Annotated in this window: 13 protein-coding genes; 3 read left to right on the top strand and 10 right to left on the bottom strand. The window is 63.6% G+C overall.

All coding sequences use genetic code 11. From position 1 onward, the window contains the following. Nucleotides 1-94 precede the first annotated feature (94 nt). A complete protein-coding gene (locus tag ACVJGD_RS37750) occupies nucleotides 95-1,315 on the bottom strand; it encodes an amino acid ABC transporter substrate-binding protein (protein ID WP_456638961.1) in 1,221 nt (406 codons plus the stop codon). Between the two features lie 157 nt (nucleotides 1,316-1,472). Between ACVJGD_RS37750 and ACVJGD_RS37745 the strand changes: the two genes are divergently transcribed. After that, entirely contained in the window at nucleotides 1,473-2,375 is a 903-nt protein-coding gene (locus ACVJGD_RS37745) for a LysR family transcriptional regulator (RefSeq protein WP_456638960.1), read from the top strand. Nucleotides 2,376-2,601: 226 nt separating this feature from the next. Here the strand turns inward: ACVJGD_RS37745 and ACVJGD_RS37740 are convergent, their stop codons facing one another. The 3 genes from ACVJGD_RS37740 to ACVJGD_RS37730 all read right to left on the bottom strand — a co-directional run bounded on the left by ACVJGD_RS37740 (nucleotide 2,602) and on the right by ACVJGD_RS37730 (nucleotide 5,688). Next, nucleotides 2,602-4,245, bottom strand: coding sequence for a benzoate-CoA ligase family protein (locus ACVJGD_RS37740; RefSeq protein ID WP_456638959.1), 1,644 nt, complete (start codon nucleotides 4,243-4,245; stop codon nucleotides 2,602-2,604). 142 nt (nucleotides 4,246-4,387) lie between these two features. Further along, nucleotides 4,388-5,197: an alpha/beta hydrolase gene (locus ACVJGD_RS37735; RefSeq protein WP_456638958.1), complete on the bottom strand. Its 810-nt coding sequence runs from the start codon at nucleotides 5,195-5,197 to the stop codon at nucleotides 4,388-4,390. Next, complete coding sequence (locus tag ACVJGD_RS37730) at nucleotides 5,194-5,688, bottom strand: MarR family winged helix-turn-helix transcriptional regulator (protein WP_456638957.1); 495 nt, start codon at nucleotides 5,686-5,688, stop codon at nucleotides 5,194-5,196. Before ACVJGD_RS37730 ends, ACVJGD_RS37735 begins: the two co-directional genes overlap by 4 nt. Nucleotides 5,689-5,946: 258 nt before the next feature. Between ACVJGD_RS37730 and ACVJGD_RS37725 the strand changes: the two genes are divergently transcribed. Next, a complete protein-coding gene (locus ACVJGD_RS37725) occupies nucleotides 5,947-7,113 on the top strand; it encodes an ABC transporter substrate-binding protein (RefSeq protein WP_456638956.1) in 1,167 nt (388 codons plus the stop codon). A gap of 16 nt (nucleotides 7,114-7,129) precedes the next feature. Beyond that, on the top strand, nucleotides 7,130-7,579 hold the full coding sequence (locus ACVJGD_RS37720; RefSeq protein ID WP_456638955.1) for a cupin domain-containing protein: 450 nt from the start codon (nucleotides 7,130-7,132) through the stop codon (nucleotides 7,577-7,579). Between the two features lie 183 nt (nucleotides 7,580-7,762). Here the strand turns inward: ACVJGD_RS37720 and ACVJGD_RS37715 are convergent, their stop codons facing one another. The 6 genes from ACVJGD_RS37715 to ACVJGD_RS37690 all read right to left on the bottom strand — a co-directional run bounded on the left by ACVJGD_RS37715 (nucleotide 7,763) and on the right by ACVJGD_RS37690 (nucleotide 15,129). Further along, nucleotides 7,763-9,007, bottom strand: a complete 1,245-nt coding sequence (locus tag ACVJGD_RS37715) for a flavin-dependent oxidoreductase (protein ID WP_456638954.1) — start codon at nucleotides 9,005-9,007, stop codon at nucleotides 7,763-7,765. Nucleotides 9,008-9,140: 133 nt separating this feature from the next. Beyond that, complete coding sequence (locus ACVJGD_RS37710) at nucleotides 9,141-9,536, bottom strand: RidA family protein (protein ID WP_456638953.1); 396 nt, start codon at nucleotides 9,534-9,536, stop codon at nucleotides 9,141-9,143. 21 nt (nucleotides 9,537-9,557) lie between these two features. Continuing rightward, entirely contained in the window at nucleotides 9,558-10,397 is an 840-nt protein-coding gene (locus tag ACVJGD_RS37705; protein ID WP_456638952.1) for an enoyl-CoA hydratase family protein, read from the bottom strand. Between the two features lie 22 nt (nucleotides 10,398-10,419). After that, nucleotides 10,420-11,202 carry an SDR family NAD(P)-dependent oxidoreductase gene (locus ACVJGD_RS37700; protein ID WP_456638951.1) on the bottom strand — a complete coding sequence of 261 codons (783 nt, stop codon included), beginning with the start codon at nucleotides 11,200-11,202 and terminating at the stop codon, nucleotides 10,420-10,422. Further along, nucleotides 11,199-13,514 (bottom strand): bifunctional salicylyl-CoA 5-hydroxylase/oxidoreductase, encoded by a 2,316-nt coding sequence (locus tag ACVJGD_RS37695; protein ID WP_456638950.1) that lies wholly within the window; start codon nucleotides 13,512-13,514, stop codon nucleotides 11,199-11,201. The genes ACVJGD_RS37700 and ACVJGD_RS37695 overlap by 4 nt, the downstream gene beginning before the upstream one ends. Nucleotides 13,515-13,809: 295 nt before the next feature. Beyond that, complete coding sequence (locus ACVJGD_RS37690) at nucleotides 13,810-15,129, bottom strand: UDP-glucose dehydrogenase family protein (protein WP_456638949.1); 1,320 nt, start codon at nucleotides 15,127-15,129, stop codon at nucleotides 13,810-13,812. Between the last annotated feature and the right edge of the window lie 43 nt (nucleotides 15,130-15,172).

The raw sequence follows: 15,172 nt of genomic DNA, 5'->3' as shown, positions 1-15,172 counted from the left end.
CGTCATTGCGAGGAGCGCAGCGACGAAGCAATCCACTCTCTCTTCGTGGTGACGCATGGATTGCTTCGCTCCGCTCGCAATGACGGGGTGGCTGTCAGTTGACGCCGACCTTGAGATCTCCCTGCTTGATCGCATCCGGGAACAACACCACCGGCTTGGCGCCCTGGATCTGGAAGACCGGCGGATCGAGCGAGTTGATCTGCCCGTTGGGACCGAACTTGACCGGACCGAAGAAGGTCACCGCGTCGAGCTTGGCGAGCTCATCCCGCACCTTGTCGCGATCGAGCGAGCCGGCTTTTTCGATCGCCATCTGGAACAGCGCCCCGCACAGCGCGGCAGAAGCCTGGCCGTAGTCCGGCTCGCTCTTGTACTTCGCCTTGAACAGCTTCACGAAATTCTCGGTCGAGCCGAAAATGTCCTTGCCCTCATAGCGCGCGGCCGGATGCCACCAGGAGGCGCTGGTGATGTTCTCGGCTGTCTTGCCACCGGACTCGATGAATTCCTGGTAGGCGGGACCGGCGATCATGGTGACGACCGGCGCCTTCATCTCCTGGTCGACCATCTGCTTGCGCACCAAAAGCAGGTCGTTGATGTAGCCGGTGACGAAGACCCATTGCGGCGCCAGCGACTTGATCTGCGACAGCGCCGCCGAGTGATCGAGCGTGCCGATCGCATATTTCTCGAAATAGACGACATCAAAGCCGTTCGCCTTGGCCGACTTCTCCATCTCCTGCGCGATGGCGAGCGGGAACAGGTCGTTGCGCGCCAGGATGGCGACCTTCTTCACCTCGGGCACCTTGGCCTCGATGATCTGGGTCAGCGGCGTCGTCAGCGTGTCGTTCGGCGTGAAGGTGCCGAACAGATATTTGTAGCCCTGGTCGTAGACCTGGACCGAGGATGCGGTCGCCGCCAGCGTCGGCACCTTATACTTCTCGGATACGGTGCTCGCTGCCTTGGCCGCGCCGGAGCCGAAGGCGCCGAACATGAAGTTGACATTGCCCTGGGTGATCATCTGCTCGGTCGCCTGCACCGCGCGCGGCGTGTTCGACTGGTAGTCGACGTAGACGATCTCGACCTTGTATTTCTTGCCGCCAACGGAAATGCCGCCGGCCTTGTTCGCCTCCTCGGCCCAGAGGTCATAGCCCTGCTGCTGCTTGATCGCTTCGGGCGCGAGCGGGCCGGTGATCGGCAGCGGCGCGCCGAAGCGGATGACGTCCTCAGCCGACGCGTTCGAGGCCAGCGCACCGCAGAGAACCGCCGCCGCCCATAGCGGAGCTGCAAGACGCGCGTAACGAGCGACCCAAGAGCTATTCATAGAACAATTCTCCACCACCACCTGCCAGGATGGAAAATCATGGCAAATCCTGCATTCGAATAAAAGCATTGAAATTAGAGGTCTGAGATCGAATAATTCGAATGCTGGTCAATGCCTGCCATCTTGTTGGGCAGGCCGACAGGAGGACGAAAGCCGCATGATCGAGTCAGCCGCCATCCGCTATTTCCGCGAGGTCACCGAATGCGGCTCGATCAAGCAGGCGGCGGCTTCGCTGCGGATCGCGCCGAGCGCGATCAGCCGGCAGATGCAGGCGATCGAGGAGGAGCTTTCGGCAAAGCTGTTCGAACGGGGCCCGCACGGGATGCAGCTCACCGGCGCCGGCCACCTGCTCTACCGCTACGCGGTCGAGAACCGCAACCAGCTCGACGGCATCCGCGTCAAGGTGCAGGAATTCGACAGCTCACGGCGTGGGCAGGTCAGGATCGCCACCGTCGAGGGCATGCTGATGAGCTTCCTGTCGAATTTCGCCGTCGACCTTGCCGGCGAATATCCGGGCATTTCGATCTCGATGACGATGGTGGGCTCGCGCGACGTGGCCGAGAAGGTCGGCCACAATGATGTCGACCTCGGCTTCGTGTTCGGCCGCGCGCCGCGCAGCGACCTGATCGAGCTCGGGCGGATGCGGCAGTCGCTGTGCCTGATCGTCTCGCCGCGCCATCCGCTGGCGACCAAGGCGAGCTGCACGGTGAAGGAACTTGCGGGCCTGCGCGTCGTGGTTCCCGATCCGTCCTTTGGCATCCGCCAGGAGGTGGATCGCGCTTGCGCGCAGGCCAAGGTCAGGCTCGAGGTTTGCAACGAGACCAACTCGCTCGCCTTCGCACAGACGCTCGCCGCCCGCACCGATCTCGCCACCTTCCTGCCGCGCGTCGCCGCGGTGCCGGCGCTGGAGACCGGCCTGCTGGTTGCCGTGCCGTTGCGCGACAAGCGGCTGGAAGCGACGCAGGTCACGATGGTCCGACTGGCGAGCCGAAACCTGTCGCCGTCCTGCCGGCTGGTGGCCGACCTCCTGATCGGCCGGATGCGGGAGGAGCAGGACTGAGATTAGATCGATTGCATCGGCGATGGATGCTGTGCTCCCTCTCCCGCTTGCGGGGGAGGGCTGGGGTGGGGGGTTTCTCCGCGATTCACGCTGTCCGATCGTGTGGAGAGAGCTCCCACCCGGCGCTGACGCCATAGCCGAAGCTCTGCTTCGGCGTTCTTTAAGAACGGCCGCCGAAAGGCGGCCTACGCCTCCCCCGCAAGCGGGAGAGGTGAAGCAGCCGACGTCAGCTCGCTTCGCGCAATTTGAAGCGCTGGACCTTGCCGGTCTGCGTTTTCGGCAGCGCGTCGACGAAGCTGATGGCGCGGGGATATTTGTACGGCGCGATCCTGGCCTTGACGTGGTCCTGCAACAGCTTGACCTGCAAATCGTCGGAGCGGCAGCCCTGCTTCAGCACGACATAGGCGGAGACGATCTGCCCGCGCTCCTCGTCGGCCTGCCCGACCACCGCACACTCCGCAACATCGGGATGCGTCAGCAGCGCGGTCTCGACCTCGGGACCCGCGATGTTGTAGCCGGAAGAAATGATCATGTCGTCGGCGCGGGCGACGAAGGAGAGCCGGCCATTCTCGTCGCGCACGAACGCGTCGCCGGTCAGGTTCCAGCCGTCGCGCACATATTTGGTCTGCCGCGCATCCGCGAGATAGCGACACCCGGTTGGGCCGCGCACCGCGAGCTTGCCGACTTTGCCGGGCGGCAACTCGTTCATGTCGTCATCGACGATCTTTGCCTCATAGCCGGAGACCGGATGTCCTGTTGTCCCGGCCACGGCATCGCCGATCCGGTTGGTGATAAAGATGTGCAGGATCTCCGTGCTGCCGATGCCGTCGAGAATCGGCTTGCCGGTCTTCCTGGTCCAGCTCTCGAACACCGGCGCCGGCAGCGTCTCACCGGCTGAGACGGCAACACGCAGCGACGACAGGTCGGCGCCGTTGTCCATTGCGGCCATCATCGCACGGTAGGCGGTCGGCGCGGTGAAGCAGATCGTCGCCTTGTAGGTCTCGATGATCTCGACCATCTGGTTCGGCGCGGCGTTTTCCAGGAGCGTCGCGGTGGCACCGAACCGCAACGGAAAGATCGCGAGCCCGCCGAGACCAAACGTGAAGGCCAGCGGCGGCGACCCGACGAAGACGTCGTTCTCGGTGACCCCGAGCACTTCCTTCGCATAACCGTCCGCAATGATCAGGAGATCGCGGTGGAAATGCATCGTCGCCTTTGGCTCGCCGGTCGTGCCCGATGTGAATCCCAACAGCGCGACGTCGTCGCGACCGGTCTTGACAGCCTCGAACCGCACCGGCTTGCTCAGCGCGACGCGATCGAGCTCGGCGTCGTGGTTCTGCGTGCCGTCGAAATTGACGACCTGCTTGAGGAATTTGCTGGTCTTGGCGCAGGCGACGAGCTCATCGGCGATGCGGCTGTCGGTCAGCGCCAGCGTGATCTCGGCCTTGTCGACGATCTTCGCCAATTCGCCGGCGCGCAGCATCGGCATGGTGTTGACGACAACGGCGCCGGCCTTGGTCGCGGCAAGCCAGGCGGCGACGAAGGCCGGATTGTTGCCGGAGCGGATCAGCACGCGGTTGCCGGGCTTGACGCCGTAGTTCTCGACCAGCGCATGCGCAAGCCGGTTCGACCAGTCGGTCAGTTCCTTGTAGGTGCGCTGGCGGCCGTTTCCGATCAGCGCAACGCGGTCGCCAAAGCCCTTCTCGACCATGCGGTCGGTCAGTTCGACTGCGGCGTTAAGATAGTCTGGATATTGAAATTCCGGCCGGTCCAGCAGCAGGTCCGGCCATTGATCGAACGGCGGAAGATTGTCGCGCGTGAATGTATCGACATGGGCGGAAGGGCCCAGCTTCGGTGCAAGAACTGCCATATCCATCGCCCCTCGCTTTCCAGCAGGAATGCTCACGATCACACATCGAGGACGCCCGGCAGCGTATCCGGCAACAATTTTATACTTAAAACAATTCCGCGCAAGGGCCGATTTTCTGCGCTTCGCCGGAACGTGAAGAGAATCAGCCCTGCGCCAATTCGCGCAGCCGTGTGACCATCGCCGAGCCCGGATCGGCGAGCGGCGCGATCGCGGTAAAATGGTTGGCTTCGGCGATGACACCGTAGCGGGTGGCAACGCCGGCGGCGCCCCATTCCTCGACGATGGCGCGGCTTTGCCGATGATATTCGGCGCTTTCGGTTTCGCCGACCACCGCGTCCAGCGTCGTTCCGGCCGGCGGCTGCCAGAACAGCGGACTTGCGGCCTTGGCCGATGCGGCATCCAGACGCAACGCCTTGTTGATGGAGGTTTCGACCAGCGGCGCGAGCTCGAACAGGCCGGAGATCGAATAGGCCGAAATGACCGGCCGTTTCGGCAGCGATGCATCGAACGCCGCCCAATCGGTCGCGAGCATGCAAGCGGCGAGATGCCCGCCGGCGGAATGGCCGCTCATTACCAATGGTCGGCCGAGCCGCGCCAGCTCGCGCGACGCGTCACGCATCTGGCCGATGATGTCAGCAATGGTGACGGCGGGACAGAGATCGTAGCTCGGCACGGCGACGCTGATACCGTGGGCATTGAGCCCGCGCGCGCAATGGCTGAAGAAGGAGCCGTCGAGCGCCTGCCAGTAGCCGCCATGGATGAAGACGACGACCGGCCCCTCGCCGCTTTCAAAGAAATCAATCGTGTGGCGACTGCCGGAACCGTAGACGATACGGCGCGGCGCATGCTGCGCGCGATAAGCGGCCGCGTCCCTCGCCCAGCCTTCGATCAGCGCGGGATGTTCCGGCACCCGCGCGCGATTGTTGTATTCGACTTCGTAGTCGCCACTCATGGCGTCCGCGCCTTGGCGGATCGCTGCGCCGAGGCTTTTGTCTTGGCGAGCAGCCGCATCAATTCGCGGATATCCTTGTGCGAGAGGTCGGCGAAGATGTCGGCGATCCAGGTCTCGTGCTCGGCCGCCATCTTGCGGAACTCGGCGCGGCCGAGCTTCGTCAATCGGATGAACTGCACGCGGCGATCGGTGTCCGAGGTGCGTCGGTCGAGATGCCCCGATTCCACCAGCCGCTCGACCAGGCCCGTGACATTGCCGTTCGACACCATCATCCGCTTGGAAAGATCTGACAGCGTCATGCCGTCCGGCACCTTGTCGAGCTGGGCCATCAGGTCGAAGCGCGGCAGCGTGACCTCGAAGCGCTCGCGCAGGCGGCCGCGCACCTCGCCCTCGATCAGGTTGGTGCAGGTCAGAAGCCGAAGCCAGAGCCGAAGCTCGGTGCCGTGGTCTTCCGGCAATTCGACCGCTTTTGTCTCGGAATCAAGCATCATGGGCAATCACGCCTTTCGCGGCGCCAATCACGGCCGATCGTTTTGAGCTTCAAACAATTCGCAGCCTATCGCAAGTCAAATGATGAGGCGTGCCGCAGGTTATCGCAGAATTTCTTTAAGCTTCAAGCAATTTGGCGCGGCGCTTGCATGCGGTCCGCGGACGGCCGAGACGTGGCGTGGCATTCGCTTGCGGCGCTTGCCGTCATCAGAATAAGCTGCAGCGCGAGGTTTTGATCTTTGTTGGCGCGAGGAGAGACCATGAAACAGGCATTGAAGTTGGCAGGAATGGCGGCGCTGTTCGGAGTTGCTGCCGCACCTAGCCTGGCGCAGGAGAAGATCAAGATCGGCGTCATCGTAACGACGTCAGGCCCGGCCGCCGCGCTCGGCCAGCAGGTGCGCGACGGCTTTGCGCTGGCGATCAAGGATCTCGGCGGCAAGATGGCGGGCCGCGACGTCGAGGTCGTCAATGTCGACGACGAGCTCAAGCCGGATGGCGCGGTGACCAAGGTGCGCGGGCTGCTGGAACGCGAGAAGGTCGATTTCGTGGTCGGGCCGATCTTCTCCAATATCCTGCAGGCGATCCATCGCCCCGTGACCGAGAACAAGACGTTCCTGATCTCGCCCAACGCCGGCCCCTCGAGCTACGCCGGCAAGGAATGCAACCCATTCTTCTACGTCACCTCCTATCAGAACGACCAGGTGCACGAGATCCTCGGCAAGGTCGCACAGGATCGCGGCTACAAGCGCGTCTATCTCCTGGTGCCGAACTACCAGGCCGGGCGCGATTCCGTCGCCGGCTTCAAGCTGGACTACAAGGGCGAGATCGTCGACGAATCCTACACGCCGCTGAATACGCTGGACTTCCAGCCGGAGCTGACCAAGATCTCCTCGCAGAAGCCGGATGCGCTGTTCACGTTCATGCCGGGCGGCATGGGCGTCAATCTGGTGAAGCAGTACAAGCAGGCCGGCGCCACCGTGCCAGTGCTCTCCGCCTTCACGGTCGATGAATCGACGCTGCCGGCGCAGCAGGATGCGGCGGTCGGCATGTTTGGCGGCGCCAACTGGGCGCCCAACCTCGACAACCCCCAGAACAAGAAGTTCGTGGCGGCCTATGAAGCCGCCTACAAGAGCGTGCCCGGCACCTACGCCATGCAGGCTTATGATGCGGCGATGCTGATCGACAGCGCGGCGAAGGCGGTCAACGGCGATCTCTCCAAGAAGGAGGCGGTCGCGGCGGCGCTCAAGAAGGCCGACTTCGTTTCGCTTCGCGGCAGTTTCAAGTTCAACACCAACGGCTATCCAATCCAGGACTTCTATCTGACTCAGGTCGCAAAACGTCCTGATGGAAAGTTCCAAACCGAGATCGTACAAAAGGTGTTCGAGAATTACGGCGACCGCTACGCCAAGGATTGTTCAGTAAAATGAACGAGGGAGTGGAACAATGAACGACGAGATCGCGGGCATCACCCGTGCCAACGAAGGTATTCAGGGGATCACCTGGAACATCCTCGGCCAGACCTATGTGCCGAAGAACCGCACCGAGCACTCGTTCTCCTGGCATGCGACGTTTCCGCCCGGCACCTTCGTGCCGCCGCACATCCATCCCGACCAGGACGAGTATCTCTACATCCTCGAAGGCAAGCTCGACTTCATGCTCGACGGCGCCGATGAATCCGCAACATCAGGCGATCTCGTGCGCCTGCCGATGGGCAAGCCGCACGGCATCTTCAACAAGTCGCAGCAGGCCGCGAAGACGCTGTTCTGGGTGTCGCCGACGCGCCGGCTCTATGACCTGTTCTGGGCGATCCACAATATGCGGGAGCAGAATCCGGACGACGTGGTCCGGCTCGCGGCCGAGTATAACATCCACTTCCTGCCGCCGCCGGCGTAGTCTGTCGCAAGGGTAGAGTACGTTGCGCTCAAGAGCAGGATGAGAGGTCTATGGCCTCATGGTTCGAGACGCGCGGCAGGCCGCGCTCCTCACCATGAGGGTCTACGATCTCGGCGCGCTCTCAGACCTCATCCTGAGGAGGCCGCGCAGCGGCCGTCTCGAAGGATGAAGCCCCGACACCCGTTACGATTGCCGCGCCACCACGCGTGCGGCGAAGCCCGCCTTGGCGGCGTAGCCGCGCACGATCGCTTCGCGCGCCTCATAGCTCAGAATAGTCTCGATGTCCGTAAAGCCCTGCGGCGCGATTTGCTCGACCGCATCGATCACGCCTTCGGGCCCGCCGCGACGGTTCGAGGCGACGATATCGGCGGTCATCGGCAGGCGCTGGCGTTCATAGGCAACCAACGCCTGACGCGGATGCTCCGAGCGCGCCAGCGCATCCGCGAGGCACCGCGCATCAAGAATGGCCTGCGAGGCGCCGTTGGAGCCAACCGGATACATTGGATGCGCGGCATCGCCGAGCAAGGTGACGCGCCCGCTCGTCCAATAGGGCAAGGGATCGCGATCGCAGCACGGATATTCCCAGAATTCCGGCGTGGCACGGACCAGCGCCGCAAAATCGACCTGCGGGATCGAGAATCCTGTGACATGGGGCATCAGCTCTTCCCGCTTGCCGAGATTCGACCAGCCCTCGCGGCGCGGCGGCGGTGATGCGCCGTCGCCGATCCGCACCATGACAGCCCAATTGGTGAGACGGCTTGCGGGGCTGGAGCCTTCCGCGATCGGATAGATCACGGCCTTGGCGTTCAGACCGCCGGCGATGATCATCGAGCGGCCCGTCAGAAACGCCGGCCAGTCAGCGGCGCCGCGCCACAACATCAGGCCGTTCCAGCAGGGCGGCCCCTCGTTCGGAAACAGCGTCTCGCGCACTCTCGAGTGGATGCCGTCCGCACCGATCAGGATATCGCCGCGCGCGGTGCGCACGTGCTGGCCTGCACGATCGAAGAAATAGGCGGTGACGCCGCCTTCATCCTGCGTGAACGCGCCGAGCCGGCAGCCGGTGTGGATCGCATCACCGCCGAGCCGCGCGACCACAGCCTGATGGATGACGCCCTGCAGCCGGCCGCGATGAACAGAGAATTGCGGCACGTCGTGGCCGGCATCGAGCCCGCGCTTCTCGTGCCAGACCTGCTGGCCGTGGCGCGTGAGGTAGAACAGCTCGTAGGTGCGGATCGCGGCCTTGTCGAGCGCATCGAGCAGGCCAAGACCAGCGAGTTCGCGGATCGCATGCGGCAAGGTGTTGATGCCGACGCCGAGCTCACGGATCGTTTCCGACTGCTCGAACAATTCGCAAGCGATGCCGCGGGCCCGCAGCATCAGCGCCGTCGTGAGCCCGCCAATCCCGCCGCCGACGATAATCGCCTTCATCGCCCTACTCCACTCGACAATCCGGACGTTGGTGAGACGTTCGCAGGGTCGCACGGCGTCCGAGCCGCTCGCAAGACACTTTATCGTCTCAGCATCCGCTCTGCCGGCGACTTAGGTTAACGCTCTCACCACCTCAATCCGGAACCACCGCGATTGCCTGGATCTCGACCTTGGCGCGATCCTCGATAAGGCCGGAGACCTGCACCGCGGTCATCGCGGGGAATCGGCGGCCCATGATGTCGCGGTAAACAGCGCCGATCTCCTTCAGCCGCGAGGAATATTCGCGGCGGTCGAGCAGGAACCAGGTCATCGACACGATATGCTCGGGCTTTGCGCCACCGCTGGCGGCGACCCCGACGACGTTCCGCAGGGTCTGCCCGATCTGCGCCACGAGATCGTCGGTTTCGAACACGCATTGCGCATTCCAGCCGATCTGGCCGGCGATGAAGATCATCTTGCCGCGTGCGCTGACGCCATTGGCATAGCCGACCGGCTGGGCCCAGCCTTCGGGCTGCAGGAGTTCGATCATGTGCTTGTTCCCGTCACGGGTTCAATTCCCCTCGAAGACCGGCTTCTTCTTGGCGGCGAAAGCCTCGAAGGCGCGGCGGAAATCCCCTGTCGCCATGCAGATCGCCTGCGCCTGCGCTTCCGACTCCACCATCTCGTCGATGCCCATCGCCCATTCCTGGTTGAACATCGTCTTGGTCATGCCATGCGCGAACCAGGGGCCATCGGCGAGCGAACGGGCGAGGTCATAGGCCGCGGTCGAGAGCTCTGCCGATGGCACCAGGCGGTTGTGAAAGCCCCAAGCAAATCCCTCCTCCGCGCTCATGGCCCGCCCGGTATAGAGCAGCTCGGCCGCGCGGCCCTGCCCGATCACCCGCGGCAACAGTCCGCACGCGCCCATGTCGGCGCCGGCGAGTCCCACGCGCGTGAACAGGAACGCGGTCTTGGCCTGCGGCGTCGCCAGCCGCAAATCGGAGGCGAGCGCCAGCATCGCGCCGGCGCCGGCACAGATGCCGTCGATCGCCGCGACGATCTGCTGCGGGCATTTGCGCATCGCCTTCACGACATCACCGGTCATGCGCGTGAACGCGATCAGGTCGGGCATCGCCATCCGCGTCAGCGGCTCGATGATCTCGAACACGTCGCCGCCGGAGCAGAAATTGCCGCCCTCGCCGGTCAGCACGATGGCGCGGACGTCGGAGGCATAGGCGAGATTCCGGAACAGGTCGCGCAGTTCCTCGTAGGACTGGAACGTGAGCGGGTTCTTCTTGTCCGGCCGGTTCAGCGTGATGGTGGCGACGCGGGCATCGTCATCGGTCGACCATTTGAAATGGCGCGCCGGATAATCCTTGAATGGTCGGAGCTTTGCTTTCATCTCAGACATGATTTTTCCTTTGGCGTTTCCCTTATCCCGTGAAGACCTCGCCGCCGGCAACCGCGATGGCCTGTCCGTTGATTGACGTTGCGCTAGAGGAGGCGAGCCAAAGAATGGTGTCCGCGACTTCTTCAGGTGTCACCAATCGCTGCATCGGATTGACCTTGGCGAGGGCTGCGCGCGCTTCCGCTTCGCTCCGGCCGGTCTTGGCGACGATGTTGGCGGCCGCCTCCGCCACCAATGGCGTGTCGGTATAGCCCGGACAGACCGCATTCACGGTGACGCCGCGGCGCGCATATTCGAGCGCGAGCGCACGCGTCAACCCGACGACGCCGTGCTTGGCGGCGACATAGGCAGAGACGTAGGTGTAGCCGGTCAGGCCCGCGGTGGACGCGACGTTGATGATGCGCCCGCGTCCGCGTTGCGCCATACCCGGCAGCACCGCGTGCGTCACCAGGAAGACGCTGGAGAGGTTGCTTGCCAGCATGTCCGACCACAGCGTGGCATCCGTCTTATCGAACGGCGCGCTCACCGCCTTGCCTGCATTGTTGACGAGGATATCGACCGGACCGGCCTCGGCCTCGATCCGCTTGATGCCCTCAGTGACCGCGACTTCATCGGTTATATCCATCGGCAGGACCGCGCCGGCACGCTTCCCGAGAGACGCCGCGGTCTCGGCAAGCGCATCGGGCCTCCTGCCTGCAACGCTTACCCGCACGCCGGCTTCGGCCAGCGCCCGCGCGGTGGCGGCGCCGATGCCGGAGCCGCCGCCGGTGATGAGCGCATGCGCGTTGGGCCAGAAATTCCGGGTCATGCCTTCGCTCCCGCTGCCGCGCGTTCCAGATTGGCCTCATATTGCTGCTTGCCGGAGAGATATTGCTTCGGCCAGGCAATCGACTTGACACCGATCTTCGCGGCCTCGTGCAGCGTCCAGGCTGCATCGGCGAGATGCGGGCGGGCGATGGCGCAGAGATCGGCGCGGCCGGCGGCGATGATGGAATTGGCGTGATCGGCCTCGGAAATCGCGCCGACCGCAATGGTCGCAATCCCGACCTCGTTGCGGATCTTGTCGGCGAACGGCGTCTGATAGAGCCGCCCATAGACCGGATGGTCGTCAGCCCAGACCTGGCCCGAAGAGCAATCGATCAGATCGGCGCCGGCCTCCTTGAACAGCTTCGCGAACTGCAGCGCATCGTCAGGCGTGTTGCCGCCCTCGGCCCAGTCATGGCACGACAGGCGCACCGAGATCGGCTTGTCCTGCGGCCACACCGCACGGATCGCCCGAAACACTTCGAGCGGGTAGCGCGCGCGGTTTTCGACACCGCCGCCATATTGGTCCGTCCGACGGTTGGTAAGCGGCGAGAGGAAACTCGACAGCAGGTAACCGTGGGCGCAATGCAGTTCGAGAATGTCGAAGCCAGCTTGCACCGCGCGCCTCGCCGCGGCAACGAATTGCTCGCGCACCTTGTCCATCTCCGCACGCGTCATCGGCTCCGGCATCTGGCCGTCGGGCAGATAGGGGACAGCAGAGGCCGACACCACTGGCCAGTTTCCTTCGGCAAGCGGCTCATCCATTCCCTCCCAGGCCACGCGGGTCGAACCCTTGCGCCCGGAATGGCCGAGCTGGATGCCGATTCTGGCGGCGCTATTGCCATGGACGAAATCGACGATGCGCTTGTAGGCTTTCGCCTGCTCGTCGTTCCACAGCCCGCAGCAGCCCGGCGTGATCCGTGCCTCAGGTGACACGCAGGTCATCTCACTGAAGATCAGCCCGGCGCCGCCAAGCGCGCGTGCGCCGAAATGAACCAGGTGGAAATCGTTCGGCACGCCTTCCGCCGCCGAATACATCGCCATCGGCGAGCAGATGATGCGGTTGGGTAGCGACAAACCGCGGATGCGGAATGGCGTGAACATCGGCGGCGCCACGCGATCATTGGACTCCGGCAACCCGGCGCGTTCGGCGAACCAGCGCTCATAGCCTTCGAGCCACGCCTTGTCGCGAAGACGCAAATTCTCGTGGCTGATGCGCTGCGAGCGCGTCAGCAGCGAATACATGAACTGCTCGGGCTCCAGCGTGTCGGCATAGCGCGCGCCGACCACCTCGAACCACTCCATCGCGTTGCGTGCGGCATTCTGGATCCGCGCGACATCGACGCGGCGAAGCTCCTCGTAAGCCGCGAGCACCGCGGGAATCTTGTCAGACGCCGCCCCGAGCTGCTTGAACTGGTTGGTCAGCTCGATCGCGTCCTCGAGCGCGAGCTTGGTCCCCGAGCCGATCGCAAAATGCGCGGTATGCGCGGCATCGCCCATCAAGACGACATGGCTGCTGCCGTTGAACGCGGTCCACTTGCCGCAGATCAATCGCGGGAAGGAAAGCCAGGCCGAACCGCGCAGGTGGCGGGAATTGGAGACCAGCGAATGGCCCTCGAGAATCTCGGCGAACACCTTTTCACAGAAAGCGATGGAGCCATCTTGACCGAGCTTGTCGAGACCATGCGCCAGGAACGTCTCTTCCGTGGTCTCGACGATGAAGGTGGCCGCGCCCTCCTCGAATTTGTAGACATGCGCCTGGAACCAACCATGCGCGGTCTTGCGGAAATCAAAGGTGAAGGCGTCGAAGCGTTTGTTGGTGCCGAGCCAGATGTAGCGGTTCGGCCGCATCAGGATGTCGGGCTGGAAGCTGTCGGCATAGCGCGTGCGGATCTTCGAGTTCACGCCGTCGGCGGCGACGATCAAATCGGCATCGGGAAATTCGAGATCGGAATCGACCTCGCGCTCAAAGACCAATTCGACGCCAAGTTCCTCGGCGCGCGCCTGCAATATATTGAGCAGGCGCTTGCGGCCGATGCCGACAAAGCCGTGGCCGGTGGTGCGCATCCGGCGGCCCTTGATCAGGACCTCGATATCGTCCCAGTGGTTGAACGCCTGTTCGATCGCATCAGCCGTGGCCGGATCCCATTTGCGCATGTTGTCCATGGTCGCGTCGGAGAACACGACCCCGAAACCGAAGGTGTCGTAGGGACGGTTGCGCTCGACCACTGAAATCCGGTGTGCGGGATCGAGCATCTTCATCAGGATGCCGAAATAGAGCCCGGCCGGCCCGCCCCCGATGCAGACGATGCGCATGGCTGTCTCCTCGCTTCGACGGTCAGCGCGGGGCAAGCGGAAAAGTTCCCCGGGGCGAAGCCGGGAGATATTTTATGCTTAAAATAATTTTGTCAAGCGAGGGCGGGCCGGCTCAGCCCGGCAAACGGGCGGCTATGCCGTCCTTTTGCTCCCGGGCACGGGGATTTTCGTGTGAGTCGGGTGCTGGAAACGAAGGCTCAAGGGGCTACTCGAGGGCTGGGAGGCACCTCTCCCGCTTGCGGGAGAGGGAGCGCAGCTTCACCGGGGCTACCTCTAAGCTTGATCGGATCAGGCTCTAATAGGCCAGCGGCTTCGGCCGGCCGACACCGCAATAATGAAAGCCGTTCCGCGTCACATCCTCGGGCGAATAGATGTTGCGGAGATCGACGATCACGGGCGTTGCCATGATCGTTGCCATCTTCTTCAGGTCGAGTGCGCGGAACTGCTCCCACTCCGTCACGATCACGAAAGCATGGCTTCCCCGCGCGCAGTCATAGGCGTCGCGACAGAAGGTGACGTTCTCGAACACCTTCTTGGCCTGCTCCATCCCGACCGGATCGAACGCGCGGATCACCGCGCCCATGTCCTGCAGCGCTGTTATCAGCGGGATCGACGGCGCATCGCGCATGTCGTCGGTGTTCGGCTTGAAGGTGACGCCGAGCACGGCGATGGTCTTGCCGCGGATGTTGCCGCCGAAGGCATTTGCCACCTTTCGCGCCATTGCGCGCTTGCGCTGGTCGTTCACCGCCACCACCGTCTCGACGATCCGCAGCGGCGCTTCGTGGTCCTGGCCGGTCTTGATCAGCGCCAACGTATCCTTGGGAAAGCAGGAGCCGCCGAAGCCCGGACCGGCATGGAGGAATTTCGAGCCGATCCGGTTGTCGAGCCCGATGCCGCGGGCGACCTCCTGGACATTGGCGCCGACCTTCTCGGCAAGATCGGCGATCTCGTTGATGAAGGTGATCTTGGTCGCAAGGAACGAGTTGGCGGCATATTTCGTCAGCTCCGCGGTGCGGCGGCTGGTATAGAGGATCGGCGAGGCGTTGAGATGCAGCGGACGATAGACTTCCGCCATCACCTCCTTCGCAAATGCATCCTCGGTGCCGATGACGATGCGGTCGGGGTGCTTGAAATCCTGGATCGCGGCCCCTTCCCGCAGGAATTCAGGATTGGAGACGACGGCGAATTTCGCGTCCTTCTTCTCCTCGCGGATGATCCGCTCGACCTCGTCGCCGGTGCCGACCGGAACGGTCGACTTCGTCACCACGACCGCGGATTCCGGCAAGGCCGCAGCGATCTCGCGCGCCGCGGCGTAGACGTGGGAAAGATCGGCGTGGCCGTCGCCGCGGCGGGACGGAGTGCCGACCGCAATGAAGATAACCTCGGAACGGCTGACCGCTCCCTTCAGGTCGGTCACAAAGGCCAGGCGGCCCTGCGCGACGTTTCTCGCCACCAGATCGGAAAGCCCGGGTTCGTGAATCGGGATCTCGCCCTTGTTGAGCGCTGCGATCTTCTTTTCATCCTTGTCGACGCAAACAACATAGTGCCCGAAGTCGGAGAAACACGCCCCCGACACCAGTCCGACATAACCGGCGCCGACCATCGTGATATGCATGGCTTATCCTGTCTGACAAATGATCGCAGCGATCGCGCGGGTC

It is taken from the genome of Bradyrhizobium sp. USDA 10063 (genome assembly GCF_054063735.1).
This window is presented reverse-complemented; position numbering and strand designations above follow the sequence as displayed.

What these genes read in the sequence shown, in the direction of transcription:
- ACVJGD_RS37750 (WP_456638961.1), bottom strand. Translation starts at nt 1,315, where the DNA reads ATGAATAGCTCTTGGGTCGCTCGTTACGCGCGTCTTGCAGCTCCGCTA.
- ACVJGD_RS37745 (WP_456638960.1), top strand. Translation starts at nt 1,473, where the DNA reads ATGATCGAGTCAGCCGCCATCCGCTATTTCCGCGAGGTCACCGAATGC.
- ACVJGD_RS37740 (WP_456638959.1), bottom strand. Translation starts at nt 4,245, where the DNA reads ATGGCAGTTCTTGCACCGAAGCTGGGCCCTTCCGCCCATGTCGATACA.
- ACVJGD_RS37735 (WP_456638958.1), bottom strand. Translation starts at nt 5,197, where the DNA reads ATGAGTGGCGACTACGAAGTCGAATACAACAATCGCGCGCGGGTGCCG.
- ACVJGD_RS37730 (WP_456638957.1), bottom strand. Translation starts at nt 5,688, where the DNA reads ATGATGCTTGATTCCGAGACAAAAGCGGTCGAATTGCCGGAAGACCAC.
- ACVJGD_RS37725 (WP_456638956.1), top strand. Translation starts at nt 5,947, where the DNA reads ATGAAACAGGCATTGAAGTTGGCAGGAATGGCGGCGCTGTTCGGAGTT.
- ACVJGD_RS37720 (WP_456638955.1), top strand. Translation starts at nt 7,130, where the DNA reads ATGAACGACGAGATCGCGGGCATCACCCGTGCCAACGAAGGTATTCAG.
- ACVJGD_RS37715 (WP_456638954.1), bottom strand. Translation starts at nt 9,007, where the DNA reads ATGAAGGCGATTATCGTCGGCGGCGGGATTGGCGGGCTCACGACGGCG.
- ACVJGD_RS37710 (WP_456638953.1), bottom strand. Translation starts at nt 9,536, where the DNA reads ATGATCGAACTCCTGCAGCCCGAAGGCTGGGCCCAGCCGGTCGGCTAT.
- ACVJGD_RS37705 (WP_456638952.1), bottom strand. Translation starts at nt 10,397, where the DNA reads ATGTCTGAGATGAAAGCAAAGCTCCGACCATTCAAGGATTATCCGGCG.
- ACVJGD_RS37700 (WP_456638951.1), bottom strand. Translation starts at nt 11,202, where the DNA reads ATGACCCGGAATTTCTGGCCCAACGCGCATGCGCTCATCACCGGCGGC.
- ACVJGD_RS37695 (WP_456638950.1), bottom strand. Translation starts at nt 13,514, where the DNA reads ATGCGCATCGTCTGCATCGGGGGCGGGCCGGCCGGGCTCTATTTCGGC.
- ACVJGD_RS37690 (WP_456638949.1), bottom strand. Translation starts at nt 15,129, where the DNA reads ATGCATATCACGATGGTCGGCGCCGGTTATGTCGGACTGGTGTCGGGG.